15 protein-coding genes and 2 pseudogenes are annotated in these 19,248 nt (G+C 37.9%); 2 read left to right on the plus strand and 15 right to left on the minus strand.

Annotation, left to right across the window (positions count from 1 at the left end):
- Window positions 1-40: 40 nt before the first annotated feature.
- From hpf to QRE67_RS24165, 12 genes and pseudogenes are all read right to left on the minus strand, one after another.
- The gene (gene hpf, locus QRE67_RS24110; RefSeq protein ID WP_286122679.1) at window positions 41-583 is read right to left on the minus strand and encodes a ribosome hibernation-promoting factor, HPF/YfiA family; all 543 of its coding nucleotides are present in this window, start codon (window positions 581-583) and stop codon (window positions 41-43) included.
- A gap of 331 nt (window positions 584-914) precedes the next feature.
- Entirely contained in the window at window positions 915-1,112 is a 198-nt protein-coding gene (gene cspD / locus QRE67_RS24115; RefSeq protein ID WP_286125370.1) for a cold-shock protein CspD, read from the minus strand.
- A 155-nt stretch (window positions 1,113-1,267) separates the two neighbouring features.
- On the minus strand, window positions 1,268-1,972 hold the full coding sequence (locus QRE67_RS24120) for a ComFC family protein (protein ID WP_286122680.1): 705 nt from the start codon (window positions 1,970-1,972) through the stop codon (window positions 1,268-1,270).
- Window positions 1,972-3,318: an ATP-dependent helicase ComFA gene (locus QRE67_RS24125; RefSeq protein ID WP_286122681.1), complete on the minus strand. Its 1,347-nt coding sequence runs from the start codon at window positions 3,316-3,318 to the stop codon at window positions 1,972-1,974. Before QRE67_RS24125 ends, QRE67_RS24120 begins: the two co-directional genes overlap by 1 nt.
- A 346-nt stretch (window positions 3,319-3,664) precedes the next feature.
- Window positions 3,665-3,886, minus strand: a complete 222-nt coding sequence (locus tag QRE67_RS24130; protein ID WP_286122682.1) for a heavy-metal-associated domain-containing protein — start codon at window positions 3,884-3,886, stop codon at window positions 3,665-3,667.
- 273 nt (window positions 3,887-4,159) lie between these two features.
- Window positions 4,160-4,939, minus strand: a pseudogene (locus tag QRE67_RS24135) (RNA-guided endonuclease TnpB family protein); the annotation flags it as partial.
- A complete protein-coding gene (locus tag QRE67_RS24140) occupies window positions 4,893-5,609 on the minus strand; it encodes a phosphomevalonate kinase (RefSeq protein WP_353507047.1) in 717 nt (238 codons plus the stop codon). The gene QRE67_RS24140 and the pseudogene QRE67_RS24135, both read right to left, overlap by 47 nt.
- 72 nt (window positions 5,610-5,681) lie before the next feature.
- Window positions 5,682-6,671, minus strand: coding sequence for a diphosphomevalonate decarboxylase (mvaD, locus tag QRE67_RS24145; protein WP_286125371.1), 990 nt, complete (start codon window positions 6,669-6,671; stop codon window positions 5,682-5,684).
- A gap of 458 nt (window positions 6,672-7,129) precedes the next feature.
- A complete protein-coding gene (locus QRE67_RS24150) occupies window positions 7,130-7,798 on the minus strand; it encodes a chlorite dismutase family protein (protein WP_286122684.1) in 669 nt (222 codons plus the stop codon).
- A gap of 368 nt (window positions 7,799-8,166) precedes the next feature.
- Window positions 8,167-9,117 carry a mevalonate kinase gene (gene mvk, locus QRE67_RS24155; protein ID WP_286122685.1) on the minus strand — a complete coding sequence of 317 codons (951 nt, stop codon included), beginning with the start codon at window positions 9,115-9,117 and terminating at the stop codon, window positions 8,167-8,169.
- Between the two features lie 191 nt (window positions 9,118-9,308).
- A pseudogene (uvrC, locus tag QRE67_RS24160) lies at window positions 9,309-10,394 on the minus strand (excinuclease ABC subunit UvrC); the annotation flags it as partial.
- A gap of 9 nt (window positions 10,395-10,403) precedes the next feature.
- Entirely contained in the window at window positions 10,404-11,225 is an 822-nt protein-coding gene (locus tag QRE67_RS24165) for an ATP-binding protein (protein WP_286122686.1), read from the minus strand.
- A gap of 897 nt (window positions 11,226-12,122) precedes the next feature.
- Between QRE67_RS24165 and QRE67_RS24170 the strand changes: the two genes are divergently transcribed.
- Complete coding sequence (locus tag QRE67_RS24170; protein ID WP_286122687.1) at window positions 12,123-13,418, plus strand: hydroxymethylglutaryl-CoA reductase, degradative; 1,296 nt, start codon at window positions 12,123-12,125, stop codon at window positions 13,416-13,418.
- An 85-nt stretch (window positions 13,419-13,503) separates the two neighbouring features.
- Here the strand turns inward: QRE67_RS24170 and QRE67_RS24175 are convergent, their stop codons facing one another.
- A complete protein-coding gene (locus tag QRE67_RS24175; protein WP_286122688.1) occupies window positions 13,504-14,676 on the minus strand; it encodes a hydroxymethylglutaryl-CoA synthase in 1,173 nt (390 codons plus the stop codon).
- Between the two features lie 236 nt (window positions 14,677-14,912).
- Here QRE67_RS24175 and QRE67_RS24180 point away from each other — a divergent pair, with 236 nt between their 5' ends.
- On the plus strand, window positions 14,913-16,091 hold the full coding sequence (locus QRE67_RS24180) for an acetyl-CoA C-acetyltransferase (protein ID WP_286122689.1): 1,179 nt from the start codon (window positions 14,913-14,915) through the stop codon (window positions 16,089-16,091).
- A 202-nt stretch (window positions 16,092-16,293) separates the two neighbouring features.
- Here QRE67_RS24180 and QRE67_RS24185 read toward each other — a convergent pair whose 3' ends face one another.
- A complete protein-coding gene (locus QRE67_RS24185) occupies window positions 16,294-16,845 on the minus strand; it encodes a cob(I)yrinic acid a,c-diamide adenosyltransferase (RefSeq protein WP_286122690.1) in 552 nt (183 codons plus the stop codon).
- Window positions 16,846-16,879: 34 nt separating this feature from the next.
- Window positions 16,880-18,931, minus strand: coding sequence for a ribonucleoside-triphosphate reductase, adenosylcobalamin-dependent (nrdJ, locus tag QRE67_RS24190; RefSeq protein ID WP_286122691.1), 2,052 nt, complete (start codon window positions 18,929-18,931; stop codon window positions 16,880-16,882).
- Window positions 18,932-19,248 lie beyond the last annotated feature (317 nt).

Consider the following 19,248-nt stretch of genomic DNA (forward strand, 5'->3'; position numbering starts at 1 on the left):
TTAAAAAAACGCAGCCTATTACAGCTGCGTTTTCTACTTATTATTTTGTTTCAATTAATCCATATTTTCCATCTTTACGGCCATATACAACATTAGTTTCATCTGTGTCCGCATTAGTGAAGACGAAGAAATTATGCCCTAGCATATCCATTTGTAGAATCGCTTCTTCTACGTCCATCGGTTTTAAATCAAACCGTTTTGTACGCACAAGCTCTAATTCATCCTCTACAACTTCCTCCTGAACTGTTGGTTGCTCTGGAAGAATGAAGACATTTTTAGTAGATCCTTTTTCACGGAATTTACGATTTACTTTTGTTTTATGTTTACGAATTTGTCGCTCAATTTTATCAACTACTAAATCAATTGCAGCGTACATATCGCTATGAGTTTCTTCTGCACGAAGTAATAAATCCGGGAATGGGATTGTTACCTCGACACGTTGCTTGTCAGAATATACTTTTAAGTTAACTTTAATCTCTGGAAATGTATCAAAATAACGCTCTAATTTGCTAATTTTTTTCTCTACATAATCCTTTAATGCTGGAGTTACTTCAATATTTTCACCACGAATGTTGAATTTCATAGATGAATTCCTCCTTTCAAGCCTATGTATACACTTTCGACAAAGGGTTAAAAACTCCTTCTAACTTTTTTAAAAAAGCTAGCGAAATTGCAATTTTTTATCGTTTTTTGTTGAAAAGAAAAGATGCATCGTTTCTACTATTAGTTTATCCTATTTACATCATAAATAAAGAATATAAGTATGGACAATTCGTTACAGAAAAGAAACAACTTTTTGACAATACTTTCTGTACAATAAAGACCCCCGCATTGCTACAGGGGTTTTCTAGCTATATGAAACGATTGCCACAAAAGCAGCTCTATGTTTGTATAGAAACAATTCTCTATAACCCTTACAACTTCACAACATTCGCTGCTTGTGGTCCACGCGCGCCTTCTACAATGTCAAATCCAACTTTTTGTCCCTCTTCCAACGACTTATACCCTTCTTGCTGAATTGCAGAAAAATGAACAAAAACATCATCACCGTCTTCACGCTCAATAAAGCCAAAACCTTTTTCTGCATTAAACCATTTTACTTTTCCTTGCATGTTCATTCCATTCCCTTCACTCTCAAAATAAGGGTATATGCCCCATGGTTTGACTATAACGAATGACAAACCATCAAGTCAAAGAAGACTTGTCGTCTTTTTATTGTACTTTTCGACATTCTCTCACCGTGAGGATAGCCTTTAATAATCTTATTTTATCCCCGGCAAAGAGTAAGACTAGAAACGGTTTTGGCTTTAGCTTCATACAAGCACCGCGCAACTTGTCTGATTGTAATCCCGGTCGTATACACATCATCAATGAGTAAAATATGTTGTCCAGCAAACGTTTCTTCTTTCTGAAAGTAAAAGGGGTTCGATTGCGAAAGTCTCTCTATCCGCGTTTTTTTACTTTGTTTTTCCGTATCTTTTCTACTTAAAGATGTTTGCAAAATCGGGATTGGTAAACAAGCGGCTAACAACTCCGCTTGATTAAACCCACGTTCATATTCACGCTCTGCACTAAGAGGAATTGGAATAATATGATGACAATCAGAAAAATACTTTTGGAACGAGGTGACAAAGGCAGCCGCAAAAACTTGAACGAGCACAGCATCACCCCGAAATTTAAAACGGGCTAACACTTCTTTCATCCAATCATTGTATGCATACAGGGATCGATTTTTTACAGGTTGAAATGTTTCGTCTTCCTTCCATCTTAAACAATCTCGGCAAATATCCCCTTCTCTATATTCACGAGAAAGAGCCTGAAAGGGACGTCCACAGTCGTCACAAATTTCTCCTATTACATAGGAAAGCTTTTGTTCACATTGTTCGCATATATAACGCATTTCTGCTTGTACAAAAAACGAATACCAACTAGCAAAGTTCGAAATTATATCGTCACAAAGTAAACAATGCATCAGTCAATCAAACCTTGCTTCTTCGCCCTTTTATTCATAGATTGAATATGCCTTTTTGCACGTAACATCGCCTCTGTTTTCCCATAATGAAAATAGAACACATCGCCTTTTGGTGCGCTACCGCTTCTGCCAACACGACCTGCAATTTGTACAAGTGCACTTTCTGAAAAAACGGCTTCCTCTGCCCCTAATACAGCAACTTGTAAATTTGCTACTGTCACGCCACGTTCTAAAATCGTCGTTGTTACTAGCAATGGAATATCCCCCTTTCGAAACGCAGCGACTTTCTCTTTTCGCCTTGGATCTTCTGCATGAACACCTTCAACTCGTACATCAAATTCTTTTAACAGCATACTTACTTCTTCGATATAACGTACATGTGGAAGAAATAAAAAGATGGGATATTGCTTGAGGAGACACATATGGAGCCATTCTAAGACAACGTGAGGTATTCTTTTTTTCCCTAGTGATTTCTTCCAATTTCCGCACCACCGAAAACGAGGAACTGGTAAAGGATGACGATGATAACGTCCTGGAATAATAGCACCTTTTTGTTTTCCATTCCAAAGTTTTCGTTTCCATTTATCTGATGGAGTTGCTGTTAAGTAAATGCGAGTTGCTCGCTCTTTACTCGCTTGCTGGACAGCATAATGTAGCGTCCTATCCATAGAATAGGGAAAAGCATCAATTTCATCGACAATCATGACATCAAATGCCCGATAATAGCGCAGCAACTGATGCGTTGTGGAAACGACAAGTCTAGCTTCCTTTTCACGTTCTAAACTCCCACCGTATAACGCAGCAATAGGTATACCTGGAAAAACCGTTTGAAGACGCGGATATAGTTCGAGTACAACATCGGTACGTGGTGTCGCAATACATATGCGCTTGCCTTTTCGAAGCGCTTCTTCTATACCGTAAAACAACATCTCTGTCTTACCAGCTCCGCACACTGCCCAGATAAAAAATGATTCTCTTTGCCGCACAGCCTCCGTTACGCCAAGCGCTGCCAGTTCCTGTCCTTGCGATAATGTTCCTTCCCACCGCAAGGTATGTTGCACTGGGATTCTTTCTAAATCCCGGATGCCCCGAACAAGTACTGTGCATTCTCCCACTCGTCCCATCATGATGCATTTTCGGCAATACGTACAATTCTGATTACATCGTTTACATAAAAATGAAGCAAACAACCGTTGTTCCGAATTTCCGCAGCGTTGACACAAATAGTAGGGCGATTTCCGTACAACACCTCTTTCCAAAGAAACATCCCCTTGCCGCTGCAAACGATCTAGTTCATCCTTTGATAACGAAAGTTCTTCTAATAGCATTTGCCGCCCTTCTAACATAGTAAAGCACCTCCTGCTTTACTATAATCTTTTCTATTCATCTCGTAAAAAATCAAAAAAGCCGATAACCTACCTTTAAAATAGTAAGCTATCGACTTTATACACATATTTTATATAAATCCATTTTGATTTTTCGACATATAAGCCGCGGCTATGAATAACAAAAGGTGACCTGCACTCGTTTTCTCTCTTTGTTTTCACTTGGCATGGGGCAGGAAAAGGATCTGACCGCTTCTATGCATGGCCGGATGCTCTCTCCCACCTAAAAAGAAGGGGTTTATGTCGGTTTTTTAATTTATATTTATATAGTTCTTTCACCTTTAAAATCTTATTGATATAAACGGATTTAAGCTACTTTAGCTGAAATTACAATATAACCTAAATTTTTAATCGTTTCCTCGATATTTTTTGCATTAGTTAGAGATTGATCAAATTGTGTTTTTACCTTGCCTAAGTTAAATAATACTTTTACTGATTCTACACCAGCTTTTTTAGTAAGTGTAGATTCAATTTTCTTAATACAAGATGGACATGTTAATGGTTCTAATTGAAATACTGCTTTTGTCATATTGTTTTCCTCCCTTTGTTTTATACTCCTATCTTAATGCCTCTTATGTTTAAAAGAATTGACCTCAATCAACCTTTTAGAAAATAGATGAAAAACTCAAATCAAATGAAAAGCGAACAGTGACACTGTTCGCTCGTCAACTACCCACCACTTACCCTCTAACGAGGCTTGAAGTGGGGGCTTGTAACTACCCAGTAGTACAAACGCCTTTCGACTCCTACCTTAGAGTGGTGTTACATTAAGGGCAGGTTGACAGCTACCCAACAAGAGAAGTCATGCTTCTTTTGTTACTGCAACGATGTACTCAATTCCTTTTCGATGCAGATTCATTGCTCCGATTCTGTCGTCATTTGATGTGTAGTTGCATGTTTTACAACAGAATGTATGTGTCTTTTTATTGCGGTTTGCCTTCTCTGTATGTCCACACTTTGGGCATATTTGAGATGTATACGCAGGGTCTACTGCAATTACTTTTGCTTGATGTAACAGTGCTTTGTATTCCAGCATTTGGCGCAATTGATAGAAAGCCCAAGAGACAGACACGTATCTATCTTTTACACGTACTTTTTCTGTTGCATGACGAACACCAGTTAAGTCTTCAATTACAAATAGCGTGTTTGCTCCGTATTTGGAAATGAGTGCCTTACTAACAGAGTGGTTAATGTCTGTCACCCAACGGTTTTCTCTATTTCCAATTACTTTCAATCGTCTACGAGCAGACGGAGTTTGTTTCATTTGTAATTGTTTGCGAAGACGTTTGTATTTCGCTCGTTTATGCTTCATTTCTTTTCCATTAAAAAAAGAAATTGAGCCGCTTGAATCATACGAAGTGGTAACAAAATCAATACCAAAATCAACACCTACTACTTGATTTATCTCATGCTCAGACGCTTCTTTATATTCTTTTGTCATTGGAATATGCAAAAACCATTTGTTGTATTTGTTTACTAATTTTGCAGTTCCGAACGACCAAGAACTGTCAAAGTATTGTTCCATTCCTTTTGTTTCAAATGGTACTTTGATACGTCCTTGAAGTGTGTTTACAGAAAAGACATAATTTTAGCTGTGGCGGGACGGTTAATGTACGAATGGATAAATTAGGCCACGGCTTCTCAATGAGCTCACTTAGGTTAACTCCTTGGTCTAATTCATTTAAAACCCAACTCGGTTGAAAAGAAGAATACACAAGTATACCGCCAAAAATGGACGCCGCAATATCGACACCGGAACCATTTTTTTGTGTTTTTAAATGAGCAAGTGCTGCTAGCTTAAAAACTTGGTCAAGTGTTGGTGGGGAGATCTTGCTACCATACAACATGAACATGGCGGAAATGACGGCTGCGACTACTGCCGCACTTGATCCCATACCATATTTTCGGCCTGTTAAAGGGTCATCAAGTTCACTTTTAATGATTAAATGAAACGACTGCAGTGGAACCGAATTTTCCGATAAAAATTGGTTAACGACTGCAATCGAATTTTGAATAAAGTTCAATCTTGAATCGGAAACATTGAATTGAACATATTTATCCCATGTAATGTGTTCTAACCCTAACTGTGGAAGGGAAAGTTGATTCTGTCTGCTCGGTTTGATATAAGCGGTAACATAGCGGTTAACCGCCATAACGACAGCTTGCTGTTTAGGTTCAAGAACGGCATATTCACCGGCAATAAGCAGCTTCCCTGGTACTTTGACACAATATCCTGAAAAAGTCATGATCATTCATTCCTTCACATGTGGTAGATTTATTTTTGATTTTTTACCATTCATCGCCCAACATTTTTTCAATTTGTTTTAACTTAATGAATTAGGTAAGTACGTGACGCTTGGCCCTGGATGGCACACATAAACGTCACGAACAGAAGGTATAGATAAAAGCTTATCACGAACAACCTGCTCATCCTTTGGTTGGCAAAGGACTTTGACATTTGGCCCGGCTTCAATCGTAAAATAGGCTTCAATCCCTGAGCTTCGGAGTGCTTGAACTTGCCCCATCACCTCTACTGTGGCACTTTGCCAGTAGAAAAACGGCGGTTTTGCACCAAGTGTCGTCACATGCATTTTCAATGCATTTGCCTCGATAGTCTGACCAAGTTTTTTTAAATTCCGTTCCTTAATGGCAGCTTTAGCGATAAGCAAATCTTTTTCAGCTTCCCTCACCCAACTAGAATAAAATGGAGATGTTTCTACGGTTCGTTTCATTCCTTCCCGGCTTGAAACTTGCTTTTGTTCGGTTGTCAAAAAAACAGAAAGAATGCTAAGGTTCCAGTTTTGTTTCTCTTCAATAGGCATTCCATAAGAATCCGTTCCATCTTCGTTTCTTCCTTTTTTCCATTCTACATAACCTCCGAATATGGATCGGCAGGCAGACCCTGAGCCTTGCCGTGCTAGTTGGGATAACTCCGTTTTACCTAACTCTAAGCCAATCGCTCTTGTTGCTGCCGCTGCTAATGCAGCGAAACCTGAAGCAGAGGAAGCAAACCCTGAAGCAGTCGGCACTTTGTTTGTCGATTGTACGATAGCATGGATTTCTTTTCCGGAGATTTCCCTAATTCGATTTAGAAATTGAGAAACTTTAAGGGTTTCAGCCTCACCAGCTATCATTTTATTAAGAATGAAAAGATCCTCCTTAAGCCTTGGGCAAAATTGAACGGTCGTTATTGTATAAAACTTATCCAGGGTAATAGAAAGGCTGCTATTCATTGGTAAAAAAAGCGACTCATCCCGTTTTCCCCAGTACTTAATCAGCGCTATATTGGTATAAGCTTTTGCGGTCGCTTTCATTAGATCCAATGTCATCTTATAAATCACTTCCTTCAATATGGTTAAAAACAACTAATCGAATGCAGCTTATCCATATAAAGTGAAACTTTAATCAGTGGGGTTTTCTCTATCCCCCACCTATTCTTAGAAACTTGAGGTGGGAGGATTACTGCCCGCGAATAGCGGGATAAATTCTGTAACCTCAATAAATGTAATGATAAAGATTAACAGAGCAATAGGACTACCATTTGCTTTAAACAGTAATATATAAATTCATTTTGATTTTTCGACATATAAGCCGCGGCTATAGATAACAAAAGGTGACCTGCACTCGTCTTCTCTCTTTGTTTTTACTTGGAATGGGGCAGGAAAAGGATCTGACCGCTTCTATACATGACCGGATGCTCTCTCCCACCTAAAAAAAGGGTTTTATGTCGGTTTTTTAATTTGTATTTATATAATAAAATCTGCTATAACCATTAAATATACTGTGACAGTGCTTCCTCTAATGTAAAATGTCTGCCAACAATAAATGGCCATTCATGCTTCGTATATAATCTAGCTTTACAATCTCTTAAACTTCGAACACAGTCTACCAAAGAACCTAAGTCATCTGTCTCAAACGACAGCAGCCACTCATAATCCCCTAATCCAAATGCGTGGACAGCATTTGTTAAAATCCCTGGAACAAATGCATGGCCTACTAACCCATGGTCACGCAGAAGTGCCTCCCTTTCCCATTTAGGAAGCAGGTAGTATTCAGGAGTACGAATAAATGGGTAGAAACAAAGATAATCCCGTGGCGGAATCCCCATTTGGAAGGAAGTGGGGTGCTCTGAGAATTCAAACGGCTTTGTCATCCCTGTAAAGGCATAAGGACTATCAACAGCCTTTCCAAAGGTAGAACGGCGCAGTTCCAATTGTAAATCCTGGATATCTTCAAAACGATCAGCATACATCCAAAGTAAAATATCGGTATGTGCTTGAAAAGCTTGTGTCACATAAGTTCCCCGCAGCCAAACTTTTCCTTCGTACTTAGCGAATAGCCCAACTACTTCCTTTATCGCAGCTTTTTTCTCTTGCTCTGCAAGTTCATTCCAACGTGGTGTATATTTCAATGCTAAATGATTTGTAAATTGTACCACCATACTTTTTGACTCCTCCTAAAAATAAACTCTATATCGTTTATGATAATGATTATTATTATTATTTATAGTTTAAGAACGATCTAAGCTTACAGCGGATAGGGAGATCCAACCTTGATATAGGTCAATTTTTTGCCATCAACATTGTTTTTTTCAAATGGCATAAAATAAAGTGAAACTTTAATCAGTGGGAGTTTTCTTTATCCCCCACCTAACTTCTTTGCTTCCGCTGAATTTTAAGGTAGGAGTATTACTGCCCCCGAATAGCGGGATAAATCTACGAGGATTGATAAATGGGGGGAAAACAGTAAAAAGCCGCACAGTTGACTAAATAACTGTGTGGCTTAAGGAACGCTCCAAACGGATTTTTTCTAACAAAAACGAGAATCGGTTGAAAAATACCAGGTTTTGTTCGCACCTGCCTTCATTAATACATCAGCAATGACTTTTGCATGCTCAAGATTAGGGGCGAGGGTAATTACACAGCCCCCGAGGCCGCTACCTGTCAATTTAGCTCCTAGTCCGCCCGCACTTCGGGCAGCCTCAACCAATCGATTAAGACCATCATCGCTAACACCAAGTGTAATGAGTTCTGCATGGTTTAAATTTAATAATCTGCCAAGTAAATAGGAATTCCCATCCGCAAGAGCACCGTTCGCTTCCAGTGTAATTCTCTCAATCCGTTCCAGTGACCTTTGCATTTTTTCCGGCTCTAAGAGAAATTTCTCCCTCACTTTTTTAACAGCAGTATGTGTGTTCCCGATCCGACCAGAATCAGCTACAACGATACTAAGGGGCGAGCCTACGTTTAGCGGAATTATCTCTTTTCCGTTTTTAAACCAAATCGGTAATTCACTCGATGCTGCAGCCATATCAATTCCACTGGGATTTCCATGGGCATAAATCTCCGCGATTTCAACAAGCGCCATTAATTCCTTTTGTGAAACCTTTTGTCCATAAAAAGAGAATAAACTTTTTACAATGGCGATGGCAATCGCTGCACTAGATCCTAAGCCCCGACCTATCGGTATTGATGAATGAAGTCGAATCAATAATCCATTAAGAGGTTTTTTCAAATCATTCAACGTTGCTCTGATACAAGCAGCGATACCTTGCATTCTCACTGGCATTCTGTTAATAGGACCAACGTAATGACCACAGGCAATCATAATCTCCCCTGCTTTCTCTTCAATGGTAGACGTTACCCCCAGTGGAAAGGGAATGGCAATCGCAGGCTTTCCGTAGACAACTGCATGTTCGCCAACTAAAATCAATTTACTATGTGCATAACCCACTGCTGCTTTAGGCGTAGATGTAATCATTACGAGTCCTCCTTCCCTCCAAACTAACTCACCAGTCATCAAATTCTTTTAAACAATAACTATGCTTTCCATTCTCCACAAAAGAAGTATGTTCTTTGGCTCTTCCTATTTTGGAAAAAGTATTTTTATCAATCATGCCGGTACCTCTTTTTATTACAGTTGTTTTCCTCTTTTAAGGTTTTTTACAAGCTCGTATTCACTTCTCCTAAATCCATTAAGGCAAACTTATCTTTTAACACAGCACAAGCATTTTCGCAGGATAATTTTACTAGTTCTTTTTTTTGCCCACGTTTTGGCACAATTAATTTCACTTGTGACAAATGTTGCGCTGACTCTTTATCAATTAACACGGGAAGCAATATCTCTTTTGGCATCATAATGTTGTCTCGCAAATAAAATTGTTTAAGAAAGGTGGCAAATTCTAAGTTTACCTTATCAGAAATCGGAAAAGTAGACACATCTCGTCCCATCACTTTCCCTTGTCGGACAAAAAATACTTGTACACACATCCAACCGTTTCTGACATCATAACCAAATACATCTCTTTCTGTATCGTCAGTTGTAAGCATTTTTTGTTTTTCCATTACTATTTCGATTTGGGCAATTTTCTTTTGATATTCCTTTGCTTTCTCAAAGTCTAATCTTTCTGATGCGAATTGCATTTTCCTTATTAATTGTCTCTTGATCTCTTTATAACCACCATTAAAAAAATGAACGATTCCGTCAGTGGCTTCCTTATATTCAGCTTCACTTACTTCTCTTGCACATGGACCAATGCATTGACCTAACTGATAAAATAAACAGGGGCGTTTGGACGAAGGCGGGCATCTTTTTAATGGATAAATATGTTCTAGTAGCTTTTTTGTTTCTATTGCTGCTTTAACATTCGGGTAGGGTCCAAAATACTTCCCTTTATCATTTTTCAGTTCTCGGGTGATAATAAGACGCGGATGACGCTCATCTGTAATTTTTATATAGGGATAGCTTTTATCATCCTTTAACATGACGTTATATTTAGGCTGATTCCTTTTAATCAAATTCATTTTAAGAATAAGTGCTTCAGTATTGGATGAAGTAATAATATAATCAAAGTCTTCGATTTCATTAATGAGACTCCGTGTTTTCCCCTCATGTGAACCCATAAAATAGGAACAAACACGATGTTTTAATACTTTTGCTTTTCCAACATAAATAATTGTGCCACGGCTGTCTTTCATTAAATAACACCCTGGCTCCTTAGGAAGAAGCATTAATTTATTTTTGATCGTTTTGTTCATTTCAATTACCTACCAATCATCCTCTAACAGTTCTTTCAAACGATAGCTATGCCTACCTTGTATTTTTATAATGTTCTGTTTTGACATACCTTGGATTAAACGGTCCGTAATTTTAGGCCCATATTCCAAATATATGTCTTCGATCTCCAGATTGGTTGTCACAAGAAGACTTTTTGATAATCTAGAATTGAGGATAGTGAACAATAATTCCTTCGTCCATGGTGTGTCCCCCTCTGCTCCTAAATCATCAAGTATTAACAAGTCAACTTCAGCAATTGCCCGCATGATTTCTAATTCTGTAAAAACACTATCTTTTGACCAAGAAGACTTAATCATATGTTTTAGTGTTGGAACTTCTAAAAATAAACAAGTTTTTTGTAATTTCGTTTCGACAATCTTGCTTATTCCCACTGACAAGTGTGACTTTCCTAACCCTGATTCTCCATAATAAATGGCACGAGCTATTTTATTTTGAGCTAATTGTTCAATGAACTCAATGGCTCTTTTAACTGCGTGAGATTGAGAATCGTTATGAGGAGAGTAATTTTGCAAGGTTGCATTTATTAAAGAATGATTAATTGTGGATAGCTCTTTAAAATATTTAATTTTTGTCCTTATAGTCGTTTCTAATGCTTGTTTTGCTAAATAGCAACTGCATTCCTCTGTTACGGCAGTACATTTACCTTTATTCGGACCGCCCACTAGCTTCACTCTGTAGGTTTTAAGCTCTCGACCGCAATTCTTACATGGTTCAGCCTTTATAATTTCTCTGTTTAAGTTCATCTCGTTTACACCGAAAAGTGTTTTTGTCATATCTAAAATTCGTCTCATATTCTCTCCAGCTTTCTAACCTTGCGGCAATCGATCTATTACACGGGAACCTTACATGTTTCTCTCAGTGAATAATGAAGTCACATGAGTCGTAGAATATTCCCCTCCTTACTATTTATTGATGGAGATTTCTCGGTTCTGGCACTATATCGTCATATTTAATACGTTGTTTCATTTCTATTACCTCATACAAATAAAGTGAAACTTTTATCAGTGGGGGGTTTTCTTCATCCCCCACTGATAATTAGTTGAACCAATCGGGCTTTTACGGGCAGTTATCCCCCACCTATCTTCTTTGTTTCTCTCTGAATCTTGAGGTGGGGGTCTTACTGCCCGTTAATGCGGGATAAGGCGTTTTATTTTCTAAAACATAGAGAATTAGTTTCATATGAAGCTGATACTATATATATCCATTTTAATTTTTCAACATATAGCCGCGGCTATGGATAACAAAAGATGACCTGCACTCGTTTTCTCTCTTTGTTTTCACTATGTCTGGGCAGGAAAAGGATCTGACCGCTTCTATTCATGAACGGATGCTCTCTCCCATCTAAAAAGAAGGGTTTTATGTCGGTCTTTTAATTTGTATTTATATAATTTTTAAATTCCACATGTAAAATGATACACCATCATACGAAAATTATTTTTGACCTATATCAAGTTATTGAATTTTTTTTTATGAAACAATGAGAGTAGCTTTACTTTAAATGAACGTACTATTTTTTTGCTATTTTCAGGTTCCACTGTTGGATTTTGAAGGGGGTTCTGCACAGAAAGGTTTGTTTTTATACAAAGTGAAACTTTAATCAGTGGGGGTTTTCTCCACCCTCCGCTGAATTTTGAGGTGGGAGGTTTACTGCCCGTTAATGCGGGATAAACAAATCGGAAGGAGAAAAAATGAAGAAAGAATATTTAAATAAATTCTATAAAAAAAATCGTGTTGAGAGAATTGAGGGATTAGCTTTAGCTAAAGTTATCTCTAAAGAAGATGCTATGCTCTTAAAAGATGGATTACAACTACCCGCAGAAGTTGCTGATCATATGATTGAAAATCAAATTGCAACTTATGAACTGCCGCTCGGTGTAGCTTTACATTTTTTAATTGATCAAAAGGAATATGTTGTACCAATGGCTGTCGAGGAACCTTCAGTCATTGCAGCAGCTAGTTCCGCGGCTAAAATTATTAATCAAGCAGGCGGCTTTCAAACAAGCATTCAAAAACGCACCATGATTGGGCAGGTAGCTTTAAAGGATATTCCAAATATGACATATGCTCAAAAAATATTAATAGAACACAAAGTAGACATTATACGAAAAGCAAATGAAGCACACCCTTCCATTGTAAAACGAGGCGGCGGGGCAAAAGAGGTCATGATTCGACCTATTGCCGCAGATGAAAAAGCAAATACGCCTTCCTTTTTAGTCGTCCATCTTCATATTGAAACCATGGAAGCAATGGGGGCGAATATCATTAACACAATGGTTGAAGCCATTAAACCCTATCTGGAGGAATTAACAAATGGAACGGCCTTAATAGGGATTCTCTCCAACTATGCAACAGAATGTTTAGCCTCGGCGAGCTGTCATATTCCTGTTTCTTTACTGAAAAAAGGAGACTATTCTGGCGAAGAGGTGCGTGACCGGATTATTGAAGCTTGCCAATTTGCTATTGTTGATCCATACAGGGCTGTCACCCATAACAAAGGAATTATGAATGGGATTGACCCAGTCGTTTTGGCGTCGAGAAACGATTGGCGAGCTATTGAGGCTGGAGCTCATGCCTATGCTGCACGGTCTGGACAATACCGTTCCCTATCAACTTGGAGTAAGGCAGAAAACGGAAACTTAATGGGCACTCTGACCATTCCCTTGCCAATTGGTGCCGTTGGTGGTTCCATTAACATCCATCCTGCTGCCCAATTTAGCAAGCAACTGTTAGGCTACCAAAATGCGAAAGAATTAGAATCAATTATTGTTTCAGTTGGACTCGGACAAAATTTTTCAGCCCTTAAAGCACTTGTAACCGAAGGAATCCAAAAAGGACATATGGGTCTTCAAGCAAAATCTCTTGCTATTAATGCCGGAGCTAAAGGTAAGGAAATCGACTATGTTTCGGAAAAATTAAAACAAAAAAAAGACATGGACTTAGCTACTGCAAAAGAAATTTTAAAGCAACTAAAATCATACGACTAAAAGAGAAATGTTAACAGGCTATATTTCTGAGTTAAAAAAGATGGCATCCCTAAGGCAAATTATTGACTTAAAGATGCCATCTTTTTTAATTGTTTTTATTCACATACTGACGCATATGCTCATTTATCCCTGCCAAGCAAATCACAGCTGAATCTTTTTCAATAGGCAATGTCACACTTGAACCATCAACAGGCAAAGTTTCTTGGAACATTTCTTCGTACTCAGAAATGCTGACTTCTCTACGTTCTGACAATAATTTCGCATGTTGATCAGTGTGTAAAGCATCCCGATAATGAGGCTGTAGAATGCCAGAAAAGAACTCGCCAACCGACCCTGAGCCATAGCTGTATAGGCCAATTCTTGAACCCGCTTCGATGTCTGTATTTAATTCAAGTAAAGAGAGCAGACTCAAGTACAAAGCACCTGTATAAATGTTGCCAACAACCTTGTTATAACTCTTGCTGATTTCAAAGTTGACTAATAGTCGTTCTCGATCTGCATCCGTTCCCTCGTCAATTACTGTTCTTAATGCTTTCAAGCCCATTTTTGTATAAGGCAAATGGAAACAAATAGATTCAAAATTTTTTAATTCGAACCCTGTTTTCTTCTTATACTGCCCCCAAACATTTTGGAAAAAGGCAATGTATTGTTTAACAGAATACTCGCCTTGGACAAAAGCCGTATCAGAGTATATAGGACGCCAAAAGTCCATAACATCTTCTGTATAATACGCACTTGAATCTTCTATAGTCATGATCCTCGGATTGGCACTCATTAAAATTGCAACAGCTCCGGCTCCTTGGGTAACTTCTCCAGATGTTCCTAAGCCATATTTGGAAATATCCGAACCCAGAACCAGCACTTTACTTTCCGGATTTAATGCAATATGCCCTTTTGCCATTTGGATGCCAGCTGTAGCCCCATAGCAAGCTTCCTTTACTTCAATCGAGCGTGCATTAGGATTTAATCCTAATAAATGATGAACATAAATGGCTCCTGCTTTTGAATTGTCAATGTCCGATTCCGTAGCAAAAATGACAAAATCAATTTTCGTCTTATCATCTTCATCCAAAATTTCCAATGCTGCGTTAGCCGCTAAAGTAACTGCATCCTGTGTAATAGGAGGAACAGCCATTTTTTCCTGTCCAATACCAATGGTGATTTTTTCTGGTTCCTCATCTCTTGCAACAGCTAACTTATTCATATCAACATACAGATGTGGAGTATAAAAGCTGATTTTATCAATTCCTATTTTCAAATACATTCAGACCTTTCTATATTATATTTTCATAAAATATACTGAAGCCTTTTTCATTCGTAATCAGCTTTACTATACTAAATCAATCATCCTAGTTAATTGAGCTAGGTCAATTATTTAAAATACAACAAGCATTATAATAGGAGCGTTCAAAAAGAGACAGTAGTTAAAGAATTTTAGTTTCAACAAAGGAATAAAAGACCTAAAAATCTTAATATAAAGGAGCGAATCATAGGATGGAAGAAGTCGCAATTATCAGTGCTGTTCGCACCCCCATCGGAAAGTTTGGGGGTAGCTTAAAAAATATATCTGCTGAAACATTAGGCGCATTGACGGTGAAGGAAGCCATCCGCAGAGCCTGCATCTCCACACAAGAAGTAGAATCTGTTATTTTCGGCAATGTTTTGCAAGCAGGGCTTGGTCAAAATATAGCACGGCAAATTGCAGTACGCGCGGGTATACCCTATGAAGCACCTGCTATGACAATCAATGAAGTTTGTGGTTCGGGTCTAAAGTCTGTCATTCTGGGTAATCAGGCTATTCAATTAGGAGAAGCAGATATCGTTGTCGTGGGCGGAACAGAAAATATGTCCCAGTCTCCGTATCTTTTGCCTAATCATCGTTGGGATCACGAATCAGGTGATACATACATGATCGATAGTATGTTACATGATGGCCTCACCGATGCCTTTGAGCAAATTCATATGGGAGTAACAGCTGAAAATTTAGCCGAAAGATTTCGTATTTCTCGTGAAGAACAAGATCAATTTGCTTTACATTCACAAAAAAAAGCTATAAACGCGAAAAGAAGCAACAAATTTAAAGAGGAAATCATACCCGTAAAAATTAAAAATGCTATGGGCGTAGAAAGCTTATTTAGCGAAGATGAATATGTGCGCCAAGATACGACTATGGAAGGTTTACAGAAACTCAAACCAGCCTTTATCGAAAATGGGACAGTCACTGCAGGTAATTCTTCTGGTATTAATGATTGTGCGGCAGCTCTTGTCCTCATGAGGAAATCAATAGCCGAAGCAAGAAATATCCCTTATTTAGCAACGATAAAGGGTTATATAGAAATCGGAATGGATCCGTCCCTAATGGGATACGCTCCATACTATTCCATTCGTAAGCTAATAGATAAAACAGGCATAACTTTAGACGATATTGATCTCTTTGAATTAAATGAGGCCTTTGCTTCCCAAAGTATCGCCGTAATAAGAGACTTAAACATTGATGTAGAAAAAGTAAATGTTAATGGTGGTGCCATAGCATTAGGACACCCCATTGGGGCATCCGGTGCAAGAATACTTGTTACCTTGTTATACGAAATGCAAAAAAGAGCATCTCATTTGGGACTTGCCTCTCTATGTGTAGGTGGCGGAATTGGTATTTCTATGTTAGTTGAGCATTAAGAGAAATTATCTTAACGAATTTACAGAATTTATGAGCGGGAAAGCCCATGTGCTTCAGCCGTGGGAGTGGTCAATGGACAAACGGAATCTAAAAAAGGGAGAATCACGATAATTCTCCCTTTTTTAGATTCCGTTAAAACATGTGGTCATCAATAATTTAAAATCAGTTTTATACTCCATTCATTAAACATTTTGTAGCACCTTAGCTTTTATGTAACACTTTTTCAGAAAAGCCAAGCATTACATTCACAAAACGAGCCGTTACAAATAATAAATCCGAAAGCCTGTTTAAATAAGAAAGCACAACAGGATTTACTCCATCTCCCAATGAAACCACACATCGCTCCGCTCTTCTAGCAGTTGTCCGAGCTACATGAAAGGCAGCACCTGCCGGATGACCTCCTGGTAAAATAAAATTCGTTAATGGAGGAAGCTTTATATCCCATTCATCAATTTGTTGTTCCAATTCTTCAACATCTGAATAGGAAACCGTCCATTTCACCTCTTTTCCTTTAGGTGTAGCAAGCTCTGCCCCAACATGAAAAAGATTGGTTTGTATTTTATGATATACATCTTCCAATTTATCTTTTCCAAGAAAACTTTCTCTATTTAAATAACTGAGAGCTAATCCAATCATGGAATTCGTTTCATCACAGGTTCCATAAGCTTCTACTCGAGCATCATTTTTCGCAACCCTTGACCCATAGATAAGGGAAGTTGTTCCCTTATCTCCTGTTTTTGTATATATTTTCATTAATACTACCCCCACTGATCAAATTTTCACTTTATTATCTAATTGGACAAACTCCATTTTCGCAACCTTCTTCTCCAATGTCTAAATCGACTTCTTTTAGCTCGTATTTCGTTAGTAATGAAGCATCAAAAGGCTTCATGTTTTCTTTTCGTTCCTCATATTCCCCTTTTGAAATTTTTTCATATGGCATTAATGGATATACACTGTCGTATAAAGATAAGAAAGATACGGCCACAAAGGAATCCCAATTATTCCAAACCCATTCTTCGACTTCATCCCATTCCTCTTCTCGCACGGTTACCGTAATTGATGTGTTATGCTCAACATATTCTTCTTGGAACATTTTATATGTTTCTAATTGCTCAATAGCCGATACATCATGTTTTGTCACTTTTGCAGGAGAGTGGACAGGGAATTCAACGACAAGCGTAGATGCGTTATCCCATGTTTGTCCATTCTCAGGAAATACAGGATAATTCAATTCTTGCACGACTTTTGCCAATGGGTCGAAAGCAGAGATGCGTACTCTACGGATGTAATAGTCTGCATGTGAACGATGTACGCCTGAAGATACAGTTGGCAAGCAAGAAATCGTACCTTCTGGCTTTACAGTTGTTGCTAATAGAGGGTGATTGACACCTAATCCGTCAGCATAGCTATTTGATTCATTCCGAACAATCTCTTTTAAATGGCGTAATAAAATACGTTGTTCTTTTATAGATAAATTAACAGCATCAACCATATCAAACCAACCTGTTACAGAACAACCAATTAAGCGGTCTTTCTTCTGTTGTTCGTTCCAAAGAGGCATTTCTAACTCGACTAATGTCATACGAAGACCAATACGAGCAGATAATTGAAATGCTCTATATAACCCCTGTATGTCTAACACACCATCTTTAACAAAAGCAAGTACATTCACTGTAGATAAGTTACACAGACCCTTGTTTGCAAGGATGATTTCAGCACATGGATTAAGACCCTCTGCATCTTTTCTACGCTTACGAGCAGATTCAGCATTGATGAGCCCTCGTTCTCCAGTCAATTGCATATTTTTAAATGATTGATGTAGTTGAGCTCTGGTTGGTTTCCTTTCAAAGAAAATAGAATTATTCGATACAGTACGGTGTTCAATCTCTGTATCAATTTTCCATTCACCATCTACTTCTTTAAAAAGATTTGTTTTTGCTAATTCAATATCCGTATCTTCTAATGCAGAAAGATTGATTTCAGCAGTTCTTCTTACACCACCTGAGACCACGTTTTCTCCAATGATGTTACCAATATCTAATGCGTGAATAGGGCTTAGTTTACCATTCGCCTTTTTCATGATTTTATCAATCTTAAAGAACATTTGTTGCAGGCTTGTATGTCCACTGGCTTTTCCACCGAAGCGAACAAGTTTTTCTCCTTTTGGTCGCACATTATCATAATTTAATTCGATATCGGTAATGTGTTGATATTCGTTTTTCGTCAAGATATCAAAATAAAGACTTAATGATTGAACCCAACCTTCTTTGCTATCGCCAACGTGAATCGTTGCTTTATTTTCTTTCATTTTGATAAAAGAAAATTCTTTTCGAAGATATTTAGGGACAGGAGTGTACTTTCGATGTGATAGAACAACCTCTGTTCGATAATTTGGAAGTTTGTCTACATCATTAGGCATTGTACGGAACCCAACACCACTACCAATCATGAGTAAATAGAACAACTCATTAAACGCATCAAACCCATCAATTACTAAGAAAGAGCAATTAAAATTAGCCGTAGGGTATATTTCTGATATAGGTGTCCCACCAATCCACATTGTACGACCACTTGTAAACTGCTTGAGATGAAACATATTATCGAATAATTCTTCCGCTTCTTCTTTTAGCTTATCCATATTTGCATTTGGATTGTGTTTTAGCTCTAATCCGATATTGTAATTTACCACCCGTTCAAGTGTTTCTACCCATGTTTCTCTTCTTTGTTCGTAAGGTAACCATCTACTATAAGTGCGGGTATATACAAAGGAACCTAAATCGGTCATTTGTGTTTGTTTATTTTTGTAGTTAGCAAGAAATTCTTTTGATAAAAACATAGCAATAGCTCCTTTTTTCATGAAAATATTTGTGATACTTTTTTACTCATTTTATAATTTCCCTAATCCCGATTTTCCTCTTATTGTATAAGAAATACCCTATAGAATAGACTTTTTTAAGTATCTACTCTATAGGGTCTCCCTCTCCTTCAAATCTTAGATGCACTCTTTCTCTCTTATGCTGTAGTATTCGGCATTCGCACTCACAATCAGGTTGTACATACTTTAATTTAGTTGCCTAATTTTTTAAAAACACAAGTTGAAATTCGGTAAGCTTAAATATTTTATTTAGCAATTATGAAATTGACTCAATTAAG

The organism is Bacillus sp. DX3.1, assembly GCF_030292155.1.
Lineage (GTDB): Bacteria > Bacillota > Bacilli > Bacillales > Bacillaceae_G > Bacillus_A.